The sequence below is a fragment of the Paraburkholderia sp. J67 genome (assembly GCF_905220265.1).
Lineage (GTDB): Bacteria > Pseudomonadota > Gammaproteobacteria > Burkholderiales > Burkholderiaceae > Paraburkholderia.
Genome location: NZ_CAJMZK010000006.1, coordinates 204,595 through 224,623, shown reverse-complemented (window position 1 = coordinate 224,623; position 20,029 = coordinate 204,595). Strand labels below are relative to the sequence as shown.

Genomic DNA, 20,029 nt, shown 5'->3' with positions numbered 1-20,029 from the left:
TCAGCGCTCGATAGCGGCCTCAAGTCGGGCGTTCCTCCAAGGGGCGCGATGCTCGCGACGCGGCGCGCGGTGTGAGGAAGGCCAGCACGGCGGCGATGACGAACAGCGCGGGCACGTCGCCAAGCAGATGGCCGCGATGGCCGGGCGTGGCGAACGACTGCGCGGCCATGATCGCGCCGTGCACCACGCTGGACCAGACGGTGAACCCGATCAGGCTCAGATGCGCAAGCGGATCGCGGGCGGCGCGCAGCAGGAACACGCCGAGCGTCGCGTAAATGCCGACGATCATGAGCGGATAGTCCGAGTGGCCCGAATGCCACGCCCAGCCGGCGGGCCAGACCACCATCAGCGGATAGACGGCAAAGGTCATGATGGCCCCGATCACGACGAGCGCGATGCGCAAATACCGAAGGCGTGCCGGATCGTCCACGATCACTCCCTTGTCCCTGCGGGGACGCGCGAATCCCGCCAATATGCGCGCCAGCCGGGCGGCTTGCAAGCCCGGTGAAAGATCGCTGCGTGCGGCTGCAAACATGATCTGGCAGGCGATCGAGCGGATTTCGCCGACCCGCGCACGGCAAGCCAACTGAAATTTTTCTTCACATTTCGCAATGTTATAACGTAACATTCGCGTCGAACTTTTGCGGCAAGCAACTCAAAGTCGCACATGCGCAGCGGACACGGGCCAGGGGAATCGCCCGTCCGCGACCACCCATTCCAACGACGCAAACAATAACCATCGTGGCGATCTCAACCCAGTCTGAATTTCCGTCGACGCGGCGCGCTCGACGTCCGCAACGCAAGCGCTGCGCCCTGGTGCGCCTCACGCCCGTCTCGCTGGCGTTCATGAGCGCGCTCGTCCACGCGCAGTCGGCGAATGGCGACCCGGCGCAGCAGAGCGCGCAGGGCACCACGCTCGCCCCCGTGTTTGTCACCGCGAACCCGCTAGGCGACGCCGATCTCATCGCGCCCGCAACGGCGCTCGACGGCAATGCGCTGACGCTGCGCGCCGCGAACTCGATCGGCGAAACGCTCAACGGCCTGCCTGGCGTTTCGACGACCACCTATGGCCCGATGGTCGGCCGTCCGATCATCCGCGGCATGGATGGCGACCGTATCCGCATGCTGCAAAACGGCGTCGCGGCCTGGGATGCGTCCTCGCTCTCGTACGACCACGCCGTGCCGCAAGACCCGCTCACGGTCGAGCGTGTCGAGATCGTGCGCGGCCCGGCGGCGCTGCTCTACGGCGGCAATGCGATCGGCGGCGTGGTCAATACGATCGACAACCGCATCCCGCGCGAGCCGATCCAGGGCGTGACAGGTGCAGTGGACGCAAGCTACGGCGGCGCCAACGACGCGCGCGCGGGCGCGGCGCAAGTGGAGGGCGGCAACGGCCAGTTCGCCTTCCACGTGGACGCCTTCGACCGCGACACCAGCAACGAACGCATTCCCGGTTATGCGCATTCGACCCGCCAACGCGCGCTGGACGGCGCGGACGCGAGCGAGCCCTACGGCAGCATCCCGAACAGCGATGGCCGCTGGCACGGCGGCGCGGTCGGCACCTCGTACACCTGGGCCGACGGCTACGCGGGCATCTCGTACAACGGTTTCCAGAGCGACTACGGTTCCGTGGCCGAAGACGACGTGCGTTTGCGCATGCATCAGGATCACGTGGCCGTGGCCTCCGAGGTGCGCAACCTGAGCGGGCCGTTCACCCAGTTGAAATTCGACTTCGGCTATACCGACTACGAACACCGCGAAATCGACAATGGCGTGGTGGGCACCACGTTCCGCAACCACGGCTACGAAGCGCGGTTAGAAGCGCGCCACCAGAAAATCGGCCCATTCGAAGGCGCGATTGGCGTGCAGGTGAGTCAGAACACGTTCTCCGCGCTCGGCGACGAAGCGCTCGTGCCGACCACGCAGACCACCAATGTGGCGCTGTTCGGTCTGGAAGAATGGAACGTTACGCCGGCGCTCAAGCTGAGCCTGGGCGCGCGCTACGAGCACGTGAAGCTCGACCCCACGCCGAACGGCAACGACCGCTTCGCCGCTGCGCAAGGGCGCGACTTCAACGCGGGCAGCGTCTCGGCGGGTGCGCTCTACAAGCTCACACCGGCGTGGTCGGTGGTCGGCAACCTGGCCTATACGGAGCGCGCGCCCACCTTCTACGAGCTTTACGCGAATGGGCCGCACGACGCGACAGGGCAATATCTGATCGGCAATCCGGACGCGCAGAAGGAAAAGGCGGTCTCCACGGACCTCTCGCTGCGCTTCGAGCGCGGCCCGAACAAGGCGAGCGCGGGCGTGTTCTACAGCCGCTTCCGCAACTATCTGACCGAATACAACACGGGCCGCCTCGTGAACGACGATGACGAACCCGTGCCCGCGGGCACCGACGACGCGCTCAACGAAGCCGTCTATCGCGGCGTGCGCGCGGAGTTCTATGGCGTGGAAGTGGACGGCAAATGGCGGGTGTTCGAACAGGGCGCGCATAGCGTCGATGTGTCGTTGACGGCCGATTACACGCACGCGCGCAATGTCGATACCGGCGCACCGCTGCCACGCATCGCCCCGCTGCGCGCGACGCTGGCGGGCGACTACGGCTATGGGCCGTTCGGCGCGCGCGCGGAACTCGTGCATGCCTGGGCGCAACATCGCGTCCCCGAAGACGATCTGCCGACCGACGGCTACACCACGCTCGCGCTGATCTTGACCTACAAGTTCCACGTGGGATCGACGAACTGGCTAGCCTATGTGCGTGGCGACAATCTCACGAATCAGGATGTGCGCTATGCGAGTTCGGTGGTGCGCGATATTGCGCCGGAGGGCGGGCGCAGTGTGATGGTGGGGTTGAGGACGACGTTCTAGCATCAGGTGCGATTTCGGTGGATGGATACGTTCCATTTGAATCGGACTCCTGATAACAAAGTCGAGGGCGGCATACCCAGCCGCCTTCGCTCAAACCTGCGCTTTCACCACCGTTTCTTCTTGCGCCGGCAGTCCGCTCACGGAAGCCGTCAGCCCTTTTCCACCGGGGTTATTGCGCAGCACGAGTTTCAAACCGTGCCGCTGCGCAATACGCATCGCAATCGAGAGCCCCAGCCCGCTGCCGGTTCCCGGCACGTGATTGGCGCGATAAAAACGATCGAGCACGCGACCGAGATGTTCTTCGGGAATGCCCGGCCCGTTGTCCACGACTTCGAACCCCACGTGTCCGTTGGAACGCGTGAGCACGAGATCGATCTTGCCGCCACGCGGCGTATAACGGATCGCGTTATCGACCAGATTGTTGAGCAGCGTGGCGAGACCGTGCGCGTCGGCGGCCACGTTGCAGGCGTCGTCGCCGCTTACGGGCGGGCGCAGTTCCAGCCCGAGATCGATGTCCTTTTCCTCGGCCAGCAGCGACAGATCGCCGATGGCCTGTTCGCCAAGACGCCGCAGGCTGACGGCCGCCACCGGCAACTCGGCCTGGGCGTCTTCGCGCGCGAGCGTGAGCAGTTGCTGCACCAGCCGGATCAGGCGGTTCAGGCGCGTTTCGATGCGCTCGGTGGTTTGCGGCTCGCCGCTCAAGGTGCCGTCGCGCAGCGCGGCCTGCAACTGCAATTTGAGCGCGGCGAGCGGCGAGCGCAGTTCGTGCGCCGCGTCGGCGATGAAGGTGCGCTGCGTCTGCGAAGCCGTATTCAGGCGCGCGAGCAGATCGTTGAGCGCGACCACCAGCGGGCGCAACTCGATCGGCACCGAGCCGTCGAGCTTGAGCGGCCCGAGCGCATTGTGCGAGCGCGCGGCCAGCAGCGCCGAAAGCGCGCCGACCGGCGCGAGCCCGCGCGCCACCACCAGCAGCACGAGCACGATGGCCACCGGCACGAACAGCGCGAGCGGCCAGAGCGTATGCAGCGCGAGGCGCAACGCCAGTGCCTCGCGCACCGATACCGGTTGCGCGACCTGCACGAAGCGCTCCGCCTGTTGAACGCCGAAGGTGCGCCAGTGCGATTCCTCATGCTCGAAGGTATGGAAGCCCTCGGGATTGCGCGGCAGCGGGGCGTCCTGCGACGAGTGGTAGATCGGCGCGCCGTTGCGGTCCCAGATCTCGATGAGGATGCGGTCGTCGGCGATACCCTGCATGTCGGGTTCGTGTTGCTCGCCAGCGTGACCTGTGTGCAGATTCGAGGGCAGCGAGAGCGCGACCGCGCGCAGTTCGTAGTCGAACAACTCACTCGCCTCGTTGCGAGCGGTATGAAAAATGCCGAAACCCGCCACCGCCGATCCGACCGCGAAGCCGCAGATCAGCCAGCCCAGCAGGCGGCGCTTGATCGAATTCATTCAGCCCTCTTGAGGCGATAACCCACGCCGCGCACCGTGACGATCTGCTCGGCGCCGATCTTGCGCCGCAGGCTGTGCACGTGCACTTCGATGGTGTTGCTGCCGACTTCCTCGCCCCAGCCGTAGAGGCGCTCTTCGAGCTCGGCCTTGGTGAACACGCGCGCGGGTTCCTCGATCAGCACGTGCAGCAGCGCGAATTCGCGCGGCACCAGCGCCATCGGTTCGCCGTTCATCGTCACTTCGTGGGCGGCGGGGTCGAGCGCGAGATTGCAGTGCGTATAGACGGGCTGCTTGCGGCCGGTGCGGCGGCGCAGCAGCGCGCGGGCGCGCGCGGCCAGTTCGTCGAGATCGAACGGTTTGACGAGGTAGTCGTCGGCGCCCGCGTCGAGGCCGCTCACACGGTCGGACACGCTGTCGCGCGCGGTGAGGATCAGGATCGGCGCTTCGCCGCCGCGCCGGCGGTAGGCGGCCAGCACGGTCACGCCGTCCTTCTTCGGCAGGCCCAGGTCGAGCATCACGAGGTCGTACACATCGTTGGCGAGCGAAAGTTCGGCTTCGCGTCCATCCTTGGCCCAGTCGACGGCGTAGCCTTCGCGGCGCAGCGCGTCGAGCACGGGCTCGGCGATCATCTCGTCGTCTTCCACCAGTAAGAGGCGCATTGTGCTGCTCCAGGTTGCTTCGCTCGCAGCGGTGCCATCCTGCTGCGAGCCGTTTTGTGATTCGTGCGGTGCTTCAGATTGCGATTGTCGCTCATTCGTGATCATGGCTGGCGCCCCTTGCTCCGGTCTGAGTGCGGCTTGTTGCGGGCGTCGGCGCTCAACAGCAGGCGCAGCAAGGCCGGCAGCACCAGCAGCACGAGCGGCATTTGCACGATCAGCCCGGAGATGATCGCCACCGCCAGCGGTTGCTGCATCGCTGAACCCTGACCGAGCGCGAAGGCCAGCGGCAGCAACGCGAGAATCGCGGCGATCGTGGTCATGGCGATCGGGCGCAGGCGGTTGCGGCCCGCAGCCTGGAGCGCTTCGTGCAGCGGCAGGCCGTCGTCGCGCACGAGCCCCTGGAATTCGGACACATAGAAGATCGCCACTTCCGTGACGATGCCGATGATCATCGTCATGCCCATCATCGCGGAGATATTCAGTTCGATTCCGGTGATCCACAGGCCGATAAAGACCGCGCCCGTGGCGCACAGCGGCATCGCCATGACGGCCAGCGCCACCCGGAAGCGCTCGTAAAGGAACAGCAGCAGGCCGAAGACCAGCGCCACGGCCGCGCCGAACACGGCCATGAGACCCTTGAACGCAATCTGTTGCTGCTGGTAGAGGCCGCCCAGTTCGTAATAGACGCCGCCAGGCAGCAGGCTCGGGTCGGCGAGGGCGTGCTGCACGTCGGCGATGGTCGAACCCAGGTCGCGGCCGTCGATGCGCGCCGTCACTGCGACCATGCGCTTGAGATTGTCGCGGCTGATCTCGGGCTGGCCGCTTACCGTCGCGCGGTTAGCCACGCGCGAGAGCGCGAACACGTGACCATCGGGCGCACGGATCGGCAACTGGCCGAGCGCGGTGTCGGTCATATGCAGCGCCCCTTGCGCGCGCACGCGCACGCCGATGCTCTTCGGGCCGCTCTGATATTGCGTGGCCACGTTGCCGTCGAGCAGATCGTTGACCTGCTGCGCGACGGCCTGCGGGTCCATGCCTTCGGCCGCGGCGGCGTCGGGGCGGATCGCGAGGTCGATGGCGTCGCCGGCCGGATTGATGCCGTCGTTCACGTCGACGATGCCGGCAATCTTGCCGATGCGCGCGGCCACGCGCTGCGCGGTGTCGTCGAGTTGCTGCGTATCGTCGGAATAGATCTTGATCTGCACAGGCTGCGGTACCGCCGTGAGATCGCCGATCAGATCCTCCATCAACTGCGCGAGTTCAATGCTCACGCCCGGCACCTGGGTTTCGATCTGCGAACGGACTTCTTCCATTACCGTATCGATGGGTTCGCGCGAGCCCGATTTCAGGCGCACGAAGAAGTCGCCCTTGTTCGGCTCATTGAGGTCGCCGCCGAGTCCCGCGCCCGTGCGCCGCGAATAGGTCGCGACGTTCGGGTTAGCGCGGATGATCGCTTCGACCTGGCGCATGAGGCGGTCGGTTTCCGTGATCGAGGTGCCCGGCTGCGTGTGATAGTCGAGCACGAAGCCGCCTTCGTCCATCGACGGCATGAAGCCGCTGCCCACGCGCGTGAAGGCAAACGCGGCGGCCAGCGCGAGCGGCACGATCAGCGCGAGCGCCCACACGGGCCGCGCGCTCACGCGGGCGACGAGCGTCGCATAGCTGCGGTTGAGCCACGCGGCGAAGCGCGTTTCGCTGTGCTCTTCGGCGTCTTTCGCCGTGAGCCAGCGGTCGCACAGGATCGGAATCGCGAGCCACGTGACGAGGAACGAGATGAAGAGGGCGCTGGCCATCGTCACGGAAAGCGCCTTGAAAAAGGCGCCCGTTACGCCCGAGAGAAACGCGAGCGGCACGAAGATGATGAGCGTGGCCGCCGACGAACCTGCCAGCGGGCGCGTGAATTCGAGCGCCGCGCTCATCACGCGGCCATGAAACGCGTGCGCGCCCGCCTCGCGCATGCGCCGTGCGATGTGCTCGATCATGACGATGGCGTCGTCGATCACGAGACCCACGGCGGCGGCCATGCCGCCGAGCGTCATGATGTTGAAGCCCATGCCGAACACGTCGAGCAGCAGGATGGTGGCGGCCATCACGATGGGCACGAGCGCCACGGCGATCAGCGTAATCTTCATGTTGCGCAGGAACACGAAGAGCGTGAGCGCGGCCAGCACCACGCCGATCATGATCGCGTCGCGCACGCTGGTGGCCGAGGCGACCACGAGTTCGCTCTGGTCGTACCAGTTGGCCAGATGCACGCCTGGCGGCATCTGCTTGCCGAAGTCCGCGAGTTTCGCGCGAATGGCCTGCGCCATCGCCACGCTGTTCGCGCCTGGCTGCTGGTAGACGTTGATCAGTACGGCATCCTTACCATCGGCCGTCACGCGGATCCACTGCGGCACGGTGCCTTGCGTGACCGTGGCGAGGTCGCGCAGACGCACCTGATTCGCGCCGGAAGTGGACACCACGATGTTCTTCAGCGCGTCGAGTCCGTTGACGGCGGCGTTCGCCACGACGAGATAGAGCTTGTCGTGATCCTCGATACGGCCGGTGGCCATCAGCACATTGCCCGCGCCGATCGCGCGCGAGACGTCCGCGACCGACAGTTTGTACGCAGCGAGGCGCGCCGGATCGACGGCCACTTCCAGTTCGTCGCGCGCGCCGCCTGTGACATCCACGCGCGCCACGCCCTCGACCGACGACAGCAGCGGGCGCAACTGGAATTGCGCGAGATCGTAGAGCTGCGCGAGCGAGCGCTGCGAGGACGTGAGACTGTAGGCGATCACGGGGAACACCGTGGGGTCCATGCGGCGCACCTGCATGGAGGTGCCCGGCGGCAGCGTCGCGAGGATTTCGGCGATGGCCGACTGCGCCTGCAACGTGGCCTGCGCCATGTCGGTGCCCCAGTCGAAGTTCAGCGAGATTTCCGCCGCGCCCCGGCTCGTGCGCGACTCCACATCGCGCACATTGGGCACGCGGCGCAGCGCTTCTTCGACGGGCATGGTGACGAGCGTGGCCATCTGCTCGGCGGGACGGTCGCCCGCATCGAGCGAGACCACGGCGCGCGGGAACGACACGTTCGGAAAGAGCGAGATCGGCAGGCGCAGGGCGGTGAGCGCCCCGGCGACGGCGGCGAGCGCGATCACGAACAGCAGCGAGCGCCGGTGGCGCTGCATCCATTGGCCAAAAGTCATTGCGCGCCGCCTTGCGTCGGATTGGCGGCGGCGCTCACGCGCACGGCCATACCTTCTTCGAGTTCGTAGTTGCCGCTCACGACGAGCGCGCGCGCGGCGTCGAGCGCGCCATCCACGCCATAGGCGTCGCCACTTTCGACCTTGACGGTCACGGCCACGCGATGGGCTTTACTCGTCGGCTTGCCTGGTACTACCTGGTAAACATATTGACCGTGCGCGTCCTGCAGCACCGCTGCGCGCGGCACGTTCCACCAGGTGCCGGTCTGCGCGTCGATCTCGGCGCGCACGCGCGTGCCGGGCAGAAACGCCGTGCCCGCGAGCGGCACGCTCGCGCCCACATCGACAAGCTGGCTTTGCGCATCCACCGACGCGCCCACCAGCGCGATCTGGCCTTGCGCCTGCACGGTCTGCTGCGAAGCAGCGAGCGGATGCAGGATGACGCGGTCGCCCGCGCGAATGGCGGCCGCGTCGGCGGCTTCGACGCCTAGCGATACGTTGGACGCCTTGGCATCGCCGGCATTCGTGCCGACCAGTTGAGCGAGCGCGGTGCCCGCCTGTACCTGATCGCCAGGCGCGGCGCTCAACTGCGCGACGACACCCGCTGCAGGCGCGGTGAGTGTTTTCGCCCCGGCGGCGATGCCGGAGGCGCCTTGTGCGGCGAGCGCCTGGTTGGCGTCGTCGAGCGCCTTTTGTGCGGCGGCAAGCTGCGATTGCGTGGCGAGGCCGTCGCGATAGAGCGCCTCGGTGCGCGCGAGTTCGCCGCGCGCGAGCGTTGCCGCGCTCTGTGCCTGGGTGAGCGCGATCACGGCGGCCGGATCGGCCTGCACGACGAATAGCGGCGTGCCGCGCGCGACGCGCTGGCCCGGCTGCACGAGCACCTGCGTCACGCGCGCGACATAGGGCAGGCTCACGGTGACGGCGTTCGCGCCCGCAGCGGCCACGACACCGTAGGCCACGATCTGCTGCGAAACCGGTTCGCGCACTACCTTGGCGACCTGCACGGCGACGGAAGGCGACGCATCGGCGTTCTGGCTGTTATCGGGCGCATCGGCGTGCGCGGCGCGCACGGCGAAGATCGCGCCGCCTGCGGCGAGGGCACAAGCGGCGCACACGGCGTACGCTGCGGTACGCAAGGGGAGTTGACGGTTGAGCATGAATATCAGCGGGTCGCGGTAGTGTGCGAATCGGTACTTGTATCTGCGTAAGGTGTGGGAATCGCGCTACCCAGCAGGGCTTCCAGGGCGATGCGCTGCTCTGCCAGCGCTTCGCGCGCCGTCGCGGCATCCACACGTCGCGCGAGCGAGGCGCTCTGCGCATCGACGTACTGGCCGATCACGATGTTGTGCGCCGCGTAGGCGTCGCGCGCATGCGCTGCGGCGCGGTCCAGTTCGGGCAGGGCCGCTTCGTCCTCGGCAAGTTGGTGTGCGGCGAGCGCGCTATCGGCCTGCAAATGGGCGATATCGGCATGGGCTGCGTTCAGGCGTCCCTGGTATTCGTCGGCAAGACGTTGGCGCGTGGCCTGCTCGATGGCGATGTTGCCGCGATTGCGGTTGAACACCGGCAGCGTGAGGTTGATGGCGAAACCGCTCGTGTAGATCTCCGACGTGTCGCGCTGGCGCGTGAAGCCCACGGAGAGGCTCGGAAACTGGTTGAGGATCGCGGCGCGAAACTTTTGCTCCTGCGCTTCGTAGCCCGCCTGCAAGGCGATCAGATCGGGGCGGCGCTGCGGCAGCGCGGCCACGGCGGCGTCGAGCGTGGCCGCATCGACGGGTTCCACCTGCGCCGGGCCGGTCAGCGGCAAATCGGTAGCGGGCGCGATGCCTAGCAACGCATTCAGATCGTGGCGAGTTTGCTCGCGCGCACGCTGCATATCGACGGATTGCTTGCGCGCGTCTTCCCACGCGGTGAGCGCGGCCGTGGCGGTGTCGCCCGTGACGTTGTGTTCGCTCGCCGCGTGCGCGACGCGCGTGTAGCGCTGCTGCGTCAGATCGGCCTGTTGCGCGAGCAACGGTAGGACTTCGTCCTGGAAGCGCGCTTTCACAAACAACTGGCGCGCCTGGGCGATCACCTGCCATTCCTGCCAGAGCAGGCCGAGGTCGGTCTTGCGCACGGTGGCGTTGGCCGAGCGCTGGTTGGCGCCGCGCGTGACGAGCGCCATCACATCCATGCTCAGCCCGTAGCTGAACGCACGCGACAAACCCACGGCGCCCGGATAGTCGCTCGACACACTCACCTGCGGATCGGGCAGCAGTCCTGCCGAAAATGCCTGCGCCTGCGCAATGCCCAGATCGTCGCGCGTGAGGCGCAGATCGGGATTGTTGGCGACCGCGAGCATGGCGATTTCGTCGATATCGAAACCATCGGACGGATCGAAGCGATGTGCCGCCAGTGCGGGCAAGGGCATCTTCGCCGCATCGATGCTCAGGCGCGAGAGGCCGTCCTGGGTGAGCAGCGAATCGTTCGACGGCAAAGGCTTCGCATGATAGACGGCGCAGCCGCCCAGCAGCGCTGAAACCATCAGGGCCACAACGAGCGCGCTACGTGGGGTAGTGCGAAATCTCGGTCGGAAAGTCGAGCAGGAAGTCGAGCAGGACAACGTACGTTCCTCGATGAATGCGGGCGCTGCACGAATGGACGAGCAGCATCGAGGGGCATTCTGCGGGGGGAACGCTTATGTGCGCCTTAAGGGTCCGAGTGGTGAGTTGATAGTAATTCGTATGCAAATTGAAAGGTTGCAGGATTGCCGATTTTCGATAACACGTCGATTAATGACTCTCTAGCATGGGTCCATCATCCCCGCATGGGCTGGCTTGCAGCGCCGTTCAACGCATCCAGACCTGCCCGCGCGGACCTTTATCGAGGAGAAAACACCATGCACGCAGAGTCGAAAGGCAAAAGCAGCCCCGCGGGCGCTGCGCCCGCGCTCCAGCAAACGCTCGGCACGTGGCAGCTGTGGGGCATTGCCGTCGGGCTCGTGATTTCAGGCGAATACTTCGGCTGGAGCTACGGCTGGGCGAGCGCCGGGACGCTTGGCTTCGTCGTCACGGCGCTGTTCGTGGCGGCGATGTACACCACCTTCATCTTCAGCTTCACTGAACTCACCACGTCGATTCCACACGCGGGCGGCCCCTTCGCCTACGCGCGCCGCGCCTTCGGCCCGGCCGGCGGCTATCTCGCGGGCGCGGCGACGCTCGTGGAATTCGTGTTCGCGCCGCCGGCCATTGCGCTGGCGATCGGCGCGTATCTGCACGTGCAGTTTCCGGGGCTCGAACCCAAGCACGCCGCCATGGGCGCATATCTCGTCTTCATGGCGCTCAATATCGTCGGCGTGCAAATTGCCGCGACGTTCGAGCTGGTCGTCACCGTGCTGGCGATCTTCGAATTGCTGGTGTTCATGGGCGTGGTTTCGCCGGGCTTCACGTGGGATCACTTCCTGAAGGGCGGCTGGTCGGGCAACGATCACTTCTCGCTGGGCGCTTTCCACGGCATGTTCGCGGCCATTCCGTTCGCGATCTGGTTCTTCCTCGCCATCGAAGGCGTGGCCATGGCCGCCGAGGAAGCGAAGAACCCCAAGCGCTCGATCCCCATCGCGTATGTCGCGGGCATCCTCACGCTCGTTGCACTGGCCGTGGGCGTGATGGTGTTTGCAGGCGGCGCGGGCGACTGGACCAAGCTCGCCAATATCAACGACCCGTTGCCGCAAGCGATGAAGTACATCGTCGGCGAGCATAGCGGCTGGATGCACATGCTCGTGTGGCTCGGCCTCTTCGGTCTGGTCGCGTCGTTCCACGGCATCATCCTGGGCTACTCGCGCCAGATCTTCGCGCTGGCCCGCGAAGGCTATCTGCCCGCCTGGCTCGCCAAGGTGCACCCGCGCTTCAAGACGCCTTATCGCGCCATCATCGCGGGCGGCGTGATCGGCATCGCCGCAATCTATAGCGACGAGCTGATCCAGTTCGGCGGCCAGACGCTCACCGCGAATATCGTCACGATGTCGGTGTTCGGCGCGATCGTCATGTACATCGTCAGCATGGCCGCGCTGTTCAAGCTGCGCCGCGCGCAGCCGCGCCTGGAGCGTCCGTTCCGTGCGCCGCTCTATCCGTTCTTCCCGGCCTTCGCGCTGGTGGCCGCGCTGATCTGCCTCGGCACGATGGTGTATTTCAACGCGCTCGTCGCGGTGATCTTCGTGGGCTTCCTCGCGCTCGGCTATGCTTATTTCCTCGCGACCCGTGCGCAACGCGAAGCGGCTGCAGGAACGGCAACTTCGCCGGAAACCACCGGCGCGCTGCTGGAGGAATGAGCGCACAATGAATCTGAGCACGATGGCAACCCGCAGGAGTTGAACCGATGGCCTATACGGAGACGATCGGTCCGCGCACCTACCGTTTCGCGGACCTCAAGACCCTGCTCGCCAAGGCGAGTCCGCTACGCAGCGGCGACCAGCTCGCGGGCGTGGCGGCGGCGAGCGAGGAGGAGCGCGTCGCCGCGAAAATGGCGCTCGCCCAGGTGCCGCTCAAGACCTTCCTGAACGAAGCGTTGATCCCCTACGAGAGCGACGAAGTCACGCGCCTGATCGTCGATACGCACGATGCGCAGGCCTTCGCGGCGGTCTCGCATCTCACCGTGGGCGACTTGCGCAACTGGCTGCTCTCGCCCGATGGGGACAGCGCGGCGCTCGAACGTGTGGGCCCGGGACTCACGCCCGAGATGGTGGCCGCGGTCTCGAAGCTCATGCGCAACCAGGACCTGATCGCGGTGGCGCGCAAGCGCCCCGTGATCACGCGTTTTCGCAATACCGTGGGATTGCCGGGGCGCATGTCGGTGCGCTTGCAGCCGAACCATCCCACCGACGACGTCAAGGGCATCGCCGCCTCCATGCTCGACGGCCTGATGTACGGCTGCGGCGACGCGATGATCGGCATCAATCCCGCCACCGACAGCCTCGCGGCCATCGTCAAGCTGCTCACGATGATCGACGGCTTTCGCGAACGCTACCGCGTGCCCACACAGTCTTGCGTGCTCACGCACGTCACCAACACGATCGCGGCGATCGAAAAAGGCGCGCCCGTCGATCTCGTGTTCCAGTCGATCGCGGGCACCGAAAAAGCCAACGCCAGTTTTGGCATTTCGCTCGCGCTGCTTGGCGAGGCGCACGAAGCGGCGCTCTCGCTCAAGCGCGGCACGGTCGGCAACAACCTCATGTACTTCGAGACGGGGCAGGGCAGCGCGCTCTCGGCCAATGCCCATTTCGGCGTCGATCAGCAGACCTGCGAAGTGCGCGCCTACGCGGTCGCGCGGCACTTCAATCCGTTCCTCGTCAACACGGTGGTGGGTTTCATCGGGCCGGAATATCTCTACGACGGCAAGCAGATCATTCGCGCGGGCCTCGAAGATCATTTCTGCGGCAAGTTGTTAGGGGTGCCGATGGGTTGCGATATCTGCTACACCAACCATGCCGAAGCCGATTCCGACGACATGGACACGCTGCTCACGCTGCTGGGCACGGCGGGTATCAACTTCATCATGGGCATTCCCGGCGCCGACGACGTGATGCTCAATTACCAGAGCACCTCGTTTCACGACGCGCTATACGTGCGCGAAGTGCTCGGCCTGCGCCGCGCGCCCGAGTTCGAGGAATGGCTGGAGACGATGGAGATCGCCGACGCGAAGGGTGCGCTGCTGCCCGCTTCGCCGCGCGTGCCGCTGCTTTCCGGCTCGCAGGAGTGGATGGGCGTGGACGCGACCACGGGAGCGAGCGCATGAGCGATGCCATCGAAAAGAATCCGTGGACCGGGCTGAAGGCGTTCACGAACGCGCGCATTGCGCTGGGGCGCGCGGGCAACGGCCTGCCGACTGCGCCGCTGCTCGCGTTCAACCTCTCGCACGCGCAGGCGCGCGACGCGGTGCATCAGCCGCTCGACGCCGAAGCCTTGCGCGCGCAACTCGAAGCGGCGGGGTTTTCGACCCTTGAAGCGGCGAGTGCGGCGCCTGATCGGCAGCACTATTTGCGCCGTCCCGATCTGGGGCGGCAACTGAGTGACGAGAGCCGCGCGGCGCTCTCACAGGTGCGAGCAACGTCCGCGCAGGATGCGCCCGACGTGGTGTTCGTGGTGGGCGACGGACTCTCCGCGTTCGCGGCTTCGAAGCAGGCCTTGCCGCTGTTGCAGGCGGTGCGCAAGCGTCTCGACGACGACGCGCAATCGCAGGGCTGGCGCATCGGGCCGGTGGTGGTGGCGCGCCAGGCGCGCGTCGCGCTTGGCGACGAGATCGGCGAATTGCTGGGCGCGAAGCTGGTCGCCATGTTGATCGGCGAGCGGCCGGGGTTGAGTTCGCCCGATAGCCTTGGCGTGTATCTCACGTGGGCGCCGAAGGTGGGTTGCCACGATGCCTTGCGCAACTGCATTTCCAACGTGCGGCCCGAGGGTTTGCCGTACGAGGCGGCGGCACATAAGCTGCACTATCTGCTCACGCACGCGCGGCGCCTGCAATTGACCGGCGTGGGGCTCAAGGACGATAGCGATGCGACGCTCCCGCACGCCCAGGACGTGGAGCGGATCGAAGCCACGTGAACTGGCCCCGCGTATGCACGTTTTTGGGGCATGCGCGCCGAACGCGCTGCGCAACGATGCGCCGATATTGAACATCGGCCGCGCGGGCGGGCAGCGCAAGACTGCGCAATAACGGAACAAGCACGGAACAAGCCTGCACAAGCGCTATCCGCCACGCATCACGACGCCTGCGTGATTCTGCCGCATCGGTCTGGCGCGAGTTTTGCATCGTAAGCCGATCGTTTCGACACAGCCCGAGCGCTAGGAGTCCCCATGAATCAACCGGCCACGCGCATCGAACACACCGCCGAAGACACGCGCCTGAACGCCCAGGGCGCGGACGTGCCCGCGGGCCGCGCGGTCGTCAGCGTCGCCCATGACGCCGACGAGCAGGCGCGCAATCTGGTCGGCTGGCGTCAGACCTACGATCAGCTCGCGGCGGGCCGCTTTGTCGGCACGCTCACGGAGATCCCGCTCGACACCATGAAGATCTTCTGCGAGACCACGAGCCACACGCTGCGCCAGGCGTGCGAGGTGCGCGGCGACGCCTACTGGTTCGGCATTCCGGCCGTGCCCGATCAGCAGGCCCGGATCGATTCGCAGCCGTTCGGTGAGCATGCCATTGCCGTGCGGCCCGGCAACGTCGAATTCGAATTGCTCACGCCCGCGCAGTTTTCGATCTACGGCGTGGTGGTGCGCGGCGACGTGCTGCGCCACTATGCCGACCAGGTGGAGCGCGTGCCGCTCGACCTCGGTCTGCCGCAGGCGGCCGTTGTGCGCGCGGGCGCGGCGCGTCTCGCGCAACTGTGCGCATTGCTCGCGCAGCGCCTGGGCGAGACGGAGGACGGCCACGCTATCTCCGATAACGAGCGCGACGAGGTGCAGGCCGAATTGCTGGCGGCGCTGTTCGACGCCTGCACGACACGCGACGACGAAACAACGGGCGCGTCCGAAGGCGTGGGCGCCGATCAGCCGTCGCGACGCCGCTGGATCGTCGGTCAGGCGCGCGACTACGTGCTTGCGCATCGCACGCGTCCGGTCGGCGTGCCCGAGCTTTGCGAGCAACTGCACGTGAGTCGCCGCACCTTGCAGTACTGCTTCCAGGACGTGCTGGGCATGGCGCCCGCGACCTATCTGCGCGCGTTGCGCCTGAATGGCGCGCGCCGCGATCTATGCGGTCGTGCGGCGGGTTCCGTGCAGGACGTGGCCGCCGCGTGGGGCTTCTGGCATCTGAGCCAGTTCGCGACGGACTACCGGCGCATGTTCGGCATGCGGCCATCGGAAGCGCTGCGCGCCGCCTGATCCGGCTTCCGCTTACATCGTCGATTCATCCGGACACCTGATTACCTGCGGGCTGCGCGACGAATTTGCCGGGGCTCGTACCCGTGAGCCGCCGGAACATCGCGATGAATGCCGACGACGTCGCGTAACCCAGATCCAGCGCCACCGATTCCACGCTGCGCCCCGCCTGCAGCAGCGGTAGCGCGCTCACCAACCGCAGGCGCGCACGCCATTCGGTCAGCGACATACCCAGATCGCGCTGCGCGTGACGTATCAGCGTGCGCTCGCTCATGTGAAACGCCGTGGCGAGATCGGCGAGCGAGCGGTTATCGGCGGGATTGGCGTGAAAGACCTGTAGCACCGCGTTCAGATCGGGATCGTCCGCGTGCGGCAGATAGCTGCCGGTCGTGGCGCAGGTGCTCAACTGATCGACCAGCGCGCGCAGCAGGCGCGCACGCGTGGGCGACTCGCGGCCGTCGTGACCCTCGGGCGGTAGCGCGCGCAAATGCTCCAGCATCGCCCTCACCAGCGGCGACACCATCATCGCGCAGGTCTGCGCGGGCAGCGCCGTGCAGAGTTCGCGGTTGATATAGACCGAGCAATGCACGGTTTCCGCATGATTGAAGCCCACGTGCTCGGTGCCAGGCGCGATCCACAGCGCCATGTGCGGTGGCGCGAGAAAGTAGTCCTCGCGTGTCGTGACTTCGGTGATGCCGCTGAACGAATAGACGAACTCGCCCCACGGATGACACATCGACGGATAAGTCGCATGCGAAGGCATGTGCTCGGTGCGGAAGTACACGGGCACGGGCAGCGTGTCGATGAAGGGCGGCTGGCGCAGGTGCTGCACGCTGCGCGCGCGCTGTGGGTTCGATTTCGGGCGGGGCATCGGCATGACGCGGTTTTACGACGATTGCGCGCGCGCGGCCGTCTCGCGCGCGAACTCGACGAAGCGCAGCGCGCAACGCGACGCGTCGTCCGCGTGCCAGAGCAGGGTCTGTTCGAGCGGCGCCGCGCCCGCAAGCGGCACATAGCGCACGCCGGACATCTGCAACGCAGCGACGGCGGCGGGCACGATCGCCACGCCGCGCTCGGCGGCGACCAGCGCCACCAGCGTCGTCACCTGCGAGGCGGTCGGACCGAGACGCGGCGCGAGGCCCGTTTGCGCGCACAGCCGGTTGAGCGCCGCATTGAGCGCGGAACCTTGACCCGGCGGATAAGTGATGAAGGCTTCGTGCGCGAGCGCGGCGAATTCGATCGACTCGTGCGCGGCGTGTGGGCTGCCGGACGGCACGGCGGCGACCAGCGGCTCGCTCGCCACGACCTGTTGCGCGATCCCGCGTGGTGCGGCCTCGGTTGACGCCCAGCCAAACGCAATGTCGAGCACGCCCGCCGCGATCTGCCGATGATGATCGACACTCGCCACCTCGCGAAAGCTCAAGGCCACTTCCGGCGACTGTCGGCCGAAGTCGCGCACGATCTCGCTGAACACGCGCGACATCGGTATCGAACTCGTGTAGCCGATCGTCAACCTGCCGGCCGCGCCGCTCGCGAGCCGTTGTGCCGAGGTCTGCGCGCTCATGGCCGCATCGAGCACGACGCGCGCATGGTCCAGAAATTGGGTGCCTTCCGGCGTGAGCGTGACCGCGCGCGTCGAGCGTTCCAGAAGGCGAATGCCCAGCTCCGTTTCGAGCGCCGCGATCTGGCGCGTGAGCGGCGGCTGGGCGATGTGCAGACGCTCGGCGGCGCGGCCGAAGTGCAGTTCGTCGGCGACGGTCACGAAGTAGCGCAGGCGGCGCAGGTCGAGCATGCGGTGAGTCCCGGTATCAATCACGACAAAAACGGTATTGGCCGGCCACGCGCGTGCCCGGCAGACTGGATGGACGTTTATCTTCACGGACCCATTCATGTCAGGCAAGCCCTTGCGCGCGGCGTTCTTTCTGTGCGGCTGCGCGGCCTTCCTCAATCTCTATGCCACGCAAGGCATTCTGCGCGAACTCGCTGCGGCCTTCGGCGTGAGCGCCGAGCGCGCAGGCCAGGGCGTGAGCGCCACCACGCTGGCCGTCGCCATTATCGCGCCATTCGTCGGCGCGCTCGCGACGCCGTTCGCGCGGCGCACTGTGATTGCCGGGGCGGCCGTGGCCTCCGCGCTGCCCGCGCTGTGGGCCGCGCAGGCGGGCGGCTTCGCCTCGTTTCTCGCGGCGCGCTTTGCCGTGGGCGTGCTGATGCCGTTCATCTTCGCGATTTCGGTGTCGTTCATCGGCGAGTGCTTTTCGCGCGAAGAGACGGCGGAAGTGAGCGCGCTGTTCGTCGCGGGAACCACGCTTGGCGGCTTCGCGGGGCGCTTCGTGACTAATGCGTGCGTGGCCGCGCTGGGCTGGCGGCATGCACTGGATGTCGTGGCGGGGCTGAGTCTCGTGGTTGGCCTCGTGATTTACGCGTGGTTGCCGGGCGGAATTCAGACGCGCTCTGAAGCGCGTATTGAGCGCCAGGAAGCGCCATCTCGTCTGCGCTTGTTCATGCGGCCCGAACTACTGGCGGCCTTCGGCTTCGGCGCCTGCGTGCTGGCGTCTCAGGTTGCCACTTTCACGTTCGTGGGGCTGCGGCTCGCGCAGCCGCCTTATGGCTTTGGCACCGCGCAGATCGGTTCGATCTATGCGGTGTTTCTGCTCGCGATGGTGGTCACGCCGCTCGCGGGACGTATCGCGCGCTACCGGGCGCCGCGCGAACTGGCGATGTGGGCGGCGTGTCTCGCGTGGGTGGGCGCGCTGCTCACGCTCGCGCATGGCCTCGTGCCGATACTCGTTGGGCTTGCGCTTGGGTCCACCGCGGTCTTTGTCGAACAGGCTGCGGCCAACGCGTTTATTTCCCAGACGGCGGGCGCGGCGCGGGCCACGGCTATCGGGCTCTATCTTTCGTTCTATTACCTGGGTGGCAGCCTTGGATCGGTGTTGCCGGTGCCGGCGTGGCGGCAGTGGGGTTGGAGCGGCTGCGTGGCGTTCGTGATGGGCGCGCAACTGATGGCGGGCGGGCTTGCCTGGTGGTTTTGGCGCGAGAATGCCAGGCGCGCGCGCCCAATCAATACACCGAAGGCATGCCTTCTGGACGATGTTTGAAGCGTCGATGCACCCAATAATACTGAGCGGGGATTTTCAGTATCTGGCTCTCGAGAAACGCATTCATGCTGCGGGCGTCGGTCTCATCGCAATCCGATGGGAAATGGCCAAGCGGCGCAAAAACATGCAGCTTATAGCCTTTGAAATCCGGGAGGACTTCGGTGACGAACGGCACAACGCGCGCATGGCCCATTTTCGCCAGTCGCGAAACCGACGTCAGCGTGCAGGCGGGGACGCCAAAAAACGGCACGAAAACCGAGTTGCCGATGCCGTGGTCCATGTCCGCCGCCAGCATGACCGGCTTGCCCTCCTGGAGCAGGCGCACGATTTTTCTGGCGCTCGTCGACCGTTCGATCATTTCCGCACCGAACCGGCCGCGCTGACGTTTGGCGAGAGCGCAAAGGCGCTTATTCGACATGTGCGTGTACAAGGAAGCGGCGGGCATATTCTGTGAGTAAGCCAGGCACCCGACCTCGACGCCCACGAAATGAAAGCCCATGAAAATCGTGGGCGGAGCATTGGGGTCTTCGAGATCGATGGCGCTTTCGATCTGCACAAGCTTACGGATCCTTTCCGCGCTACCAAACCATTGAACGCCGCGTTCGAGATAGCTGCGCACGACATGCCGGAAATGCTCCCGCCCGAGCTCATCGCGCTCACGTTCCGATCTGTCAGGAAAACAGAGGCGCAGGTTCACAAGGACGATGTGTTTGCGCCGGCCAGGCAGCGCGTAGAGGGCTGCGCCGAGCGCGCTGCCGAGCCGCGCGACCCAGGCGTACGGCAGTATCGCGAGCGTGCGTAGTAGTGCGATGATCAGCAAATGACCGAATTGTCCCAAGACCGGCTCCTGTTTGGCGGCCCGCCATCCTACCTGACGCGCTGACCCGGCGACAAAAGACGTTCGTCAGGAT

15 protein-coding genes are annotated in these 20,029 nt (G+C 66.3%); 6 read left to right on the top strand and 9 right to left on the bottom strand.

The genetic code is table 11. The annotated features are described in order from the left end of the window. Nucleotides 1-19: 19 nt before the first annotated feature. Nucleotides 20-430 carry a DUF6632 domain-containing protein gene (locus U5782_RS14415; protein WP_322044503.1) on the bottom strand — a complete coding sequence of 137 codons (411 nt, stop codon included), beginning with the start codon at nt 428-430 and terminating at the stop codon, nt 20-22. A 416-nt stretch (nt 431-846) separates the two neighbouring features. Between U5782_RS14415 and U5782_RS14410 the strand changes: the two genes are divergently transcribed. Next, entirely contained in the window at nt 847-2,871 is a 2,025-nt protein-coding gene (locus U5782_RS14410) for a TonB-dependent receptor (protein WP_322044673.1), read from the top strand. 90 nt (nt 2,872-2,961) lie between these two features. Here U5782_RS14410 and U5782_RS14405 read toward each other — a convergent pair whose 3' ends face one another. From U5782_RS14405 to U5782_RS14385, 5 genes are all read right to left on the bottom strand, one after another. After that, nucleotides 2,962-4,323 (bottom strand): ATP-binding protein, encoded by a 1,362-nt coding sequence (locus tag U5782_RS14405; RefSeq protein ID WP_322044502.1) that lies wholly within the window; start codon nt 4,321-4,323, stop codon nt 2,962-2,964. Then, entirely contained in the window at nt 4,320-4,982 is a 663-nt protein-coding gene (locus U5782_RS14400) for a response regulator (RefSeq protein ID WP_322044501.1), read from the bottom strand. Before U5782_RS14400 ends, U5782_RS14405 begins: the two co-directional genes overlap by 4 nt. Nucleotides 4,983-5,083: 101 nt before the next feature. Then, nucleotides 5,084-8,173: an efflux RND transporter permease subunit gene (locus U5782_RS14395; protein WP_322044500.1), complete on the bottom strand. Its 3,090-nt coding sequence runs from the start codon at nt 8,171-8,173 to the stop codon at nt 5,084-5,086. Then, nucleotides 8,170-9,327, bottom strand: a complete 1,158-nt coding sequence (locus U5782_RS14390; protein WP_322044499.1) for an efflux RND transporter periplasmic adaptor subunit — start codon at nt 9,325-9,327, stop codon at nt 8,170-8,172. Before U5782_RS14390 ends, U5782_RS14395 begins: the two co-directional genes overlap by 4 nt. Before the next feature lie 5 nt (nt 9,328-9,332). Continuing rightward, nucleotides 9,333-10,691, bottom strand: coding sequence for a TolC family protein (locus U5782_RS14385; RefSeq protein WP_322044498.1), 1,359 nt, complete (start codon nt 10,689-10,691; stop codon nt 9,333-9,335). 354 nt (nt 10,692-11,045) lie between these two features. On the opposite strand from U5782_RS14385, the gene eat reads away from it, so the two are divergent. From eat to U5782_RS14365, 4 genes are all read left to right on the top strand, one after another. Then, nucleotides 11,046-12,473: an ethanolamine permease gene (eat, locus tag U5782_RS14380; protein WP_322044497.1), complete on the top strand. Its 1,428-nt coding sequence runs from the start codon at nt 11,046-11,048 to the stop codon at nt 12,471-12,473. A 47-nt stretch (nt 12,474-12,520) separates the two neighbouring features. After that, nucleotides 12,521-13,936 (top strand): ethanolamine ammonia-lyase subunit EutB, encoded by a 1,416-nt coding sequence (locus U5782_RS14375; protein WP_322044496.1) that lies wholly within the window; start codon nt 12,521-12,523, stop codon nt 13,934-13,936. Continuing rightward, the gene (gene eutC / locus U5782_RS14370; protein WP_322044495.1) at nt 13,933-14,742 is read left to right on the top strand and encodes an ethanolamine ammonia-lyase subunit EutC; all 810 of its coding nucleotides are present in this window, start codon (nt 13,933-13,935) and stop codon (nt 14,740-14,742) included. Before U5782_RS14375 ends, eutC begins: the two co-directional genes overlap by 4 nt. Nucleotides 14,743-14,994: 252 nt before the next feature. After that, nucleotides 14,995-16,023, top strand: a complete 1,029-nt coding sequence (locus U5782_RS14365; protein ID WP_322044494.1) for a helix-turn-helix domain-containing protein — start codon at nt 14,995-14,997, stop codon at nt 16,021-16,023. Nucleotides 16,024-16,048: 25 nt separating this feature from the next. Here the strand turns inward: U5782_RS14365 and U5782_RS14360 are convergent, their stop codons facing one another. Both U5782_RS14360 and U5782_RS14355 read right to left on the bottom strand, forming a co-directional pair. After that, nucleotides 16,049-16,891 carry a helix-turn-helix transcriptional regulator gene (locus U5782_RS14360; RefSeq protein ID WP_322044493.1) on the bottom strand — a complete coding sequence of 281 codons (843 nt, stop codon included), beginning with the start codon at nt 16,889-16,891 and terminating at the stop codon, nt 16,049-16,051. A 15-nt stretch (nt 16,892-16,906) separates the two neighbouring features. Next, on the bottom strand, nt 16,907-17,812 hold the full coding sequence (locus U5782_RS14355) for a LysR substrate-binding domain-containing protein (RefSeq protein ID WP_322044492.1): 906 nt from the start codon (nt 17,810-17,812) through the stop codon (nt 16,907-16,909). Nucleotides 17,813-17,909: 97 nt separating this feature from the next. Between U5782_RS14355 and U5782_RS14350 the strand changes: the two genes are divergently transcribed. Then, on the top strand, nt 17,910-19,118 hold the full coding sequence (locus U5782_RS14350; RefSeq protein WP_322044491.1) for an MFS transporter: 1,209 nt from the start codon (nt 17,910-17,912) through the stop codon (nt 19,116-19,118). On the opposite strand, the gene U5782_RS14345 is transcribed toward U5782_RS14350, so the two are convergent. Continuing rightward, entirely contained in the window at nt 19,081-19,956 is an 876-nt protein-coding gene (locus U5782_RS14345) for a lipid A biosynthesis lauroyl acyltransferase (protein WP_322044490.1), read from the bottom strand. The genes U5782_RS14350 and U5782_RS14345 overlap by 38 nt on opposite strands. Nucleotides 19,957-20,029 lie beyond the last annotated feature (73 nt).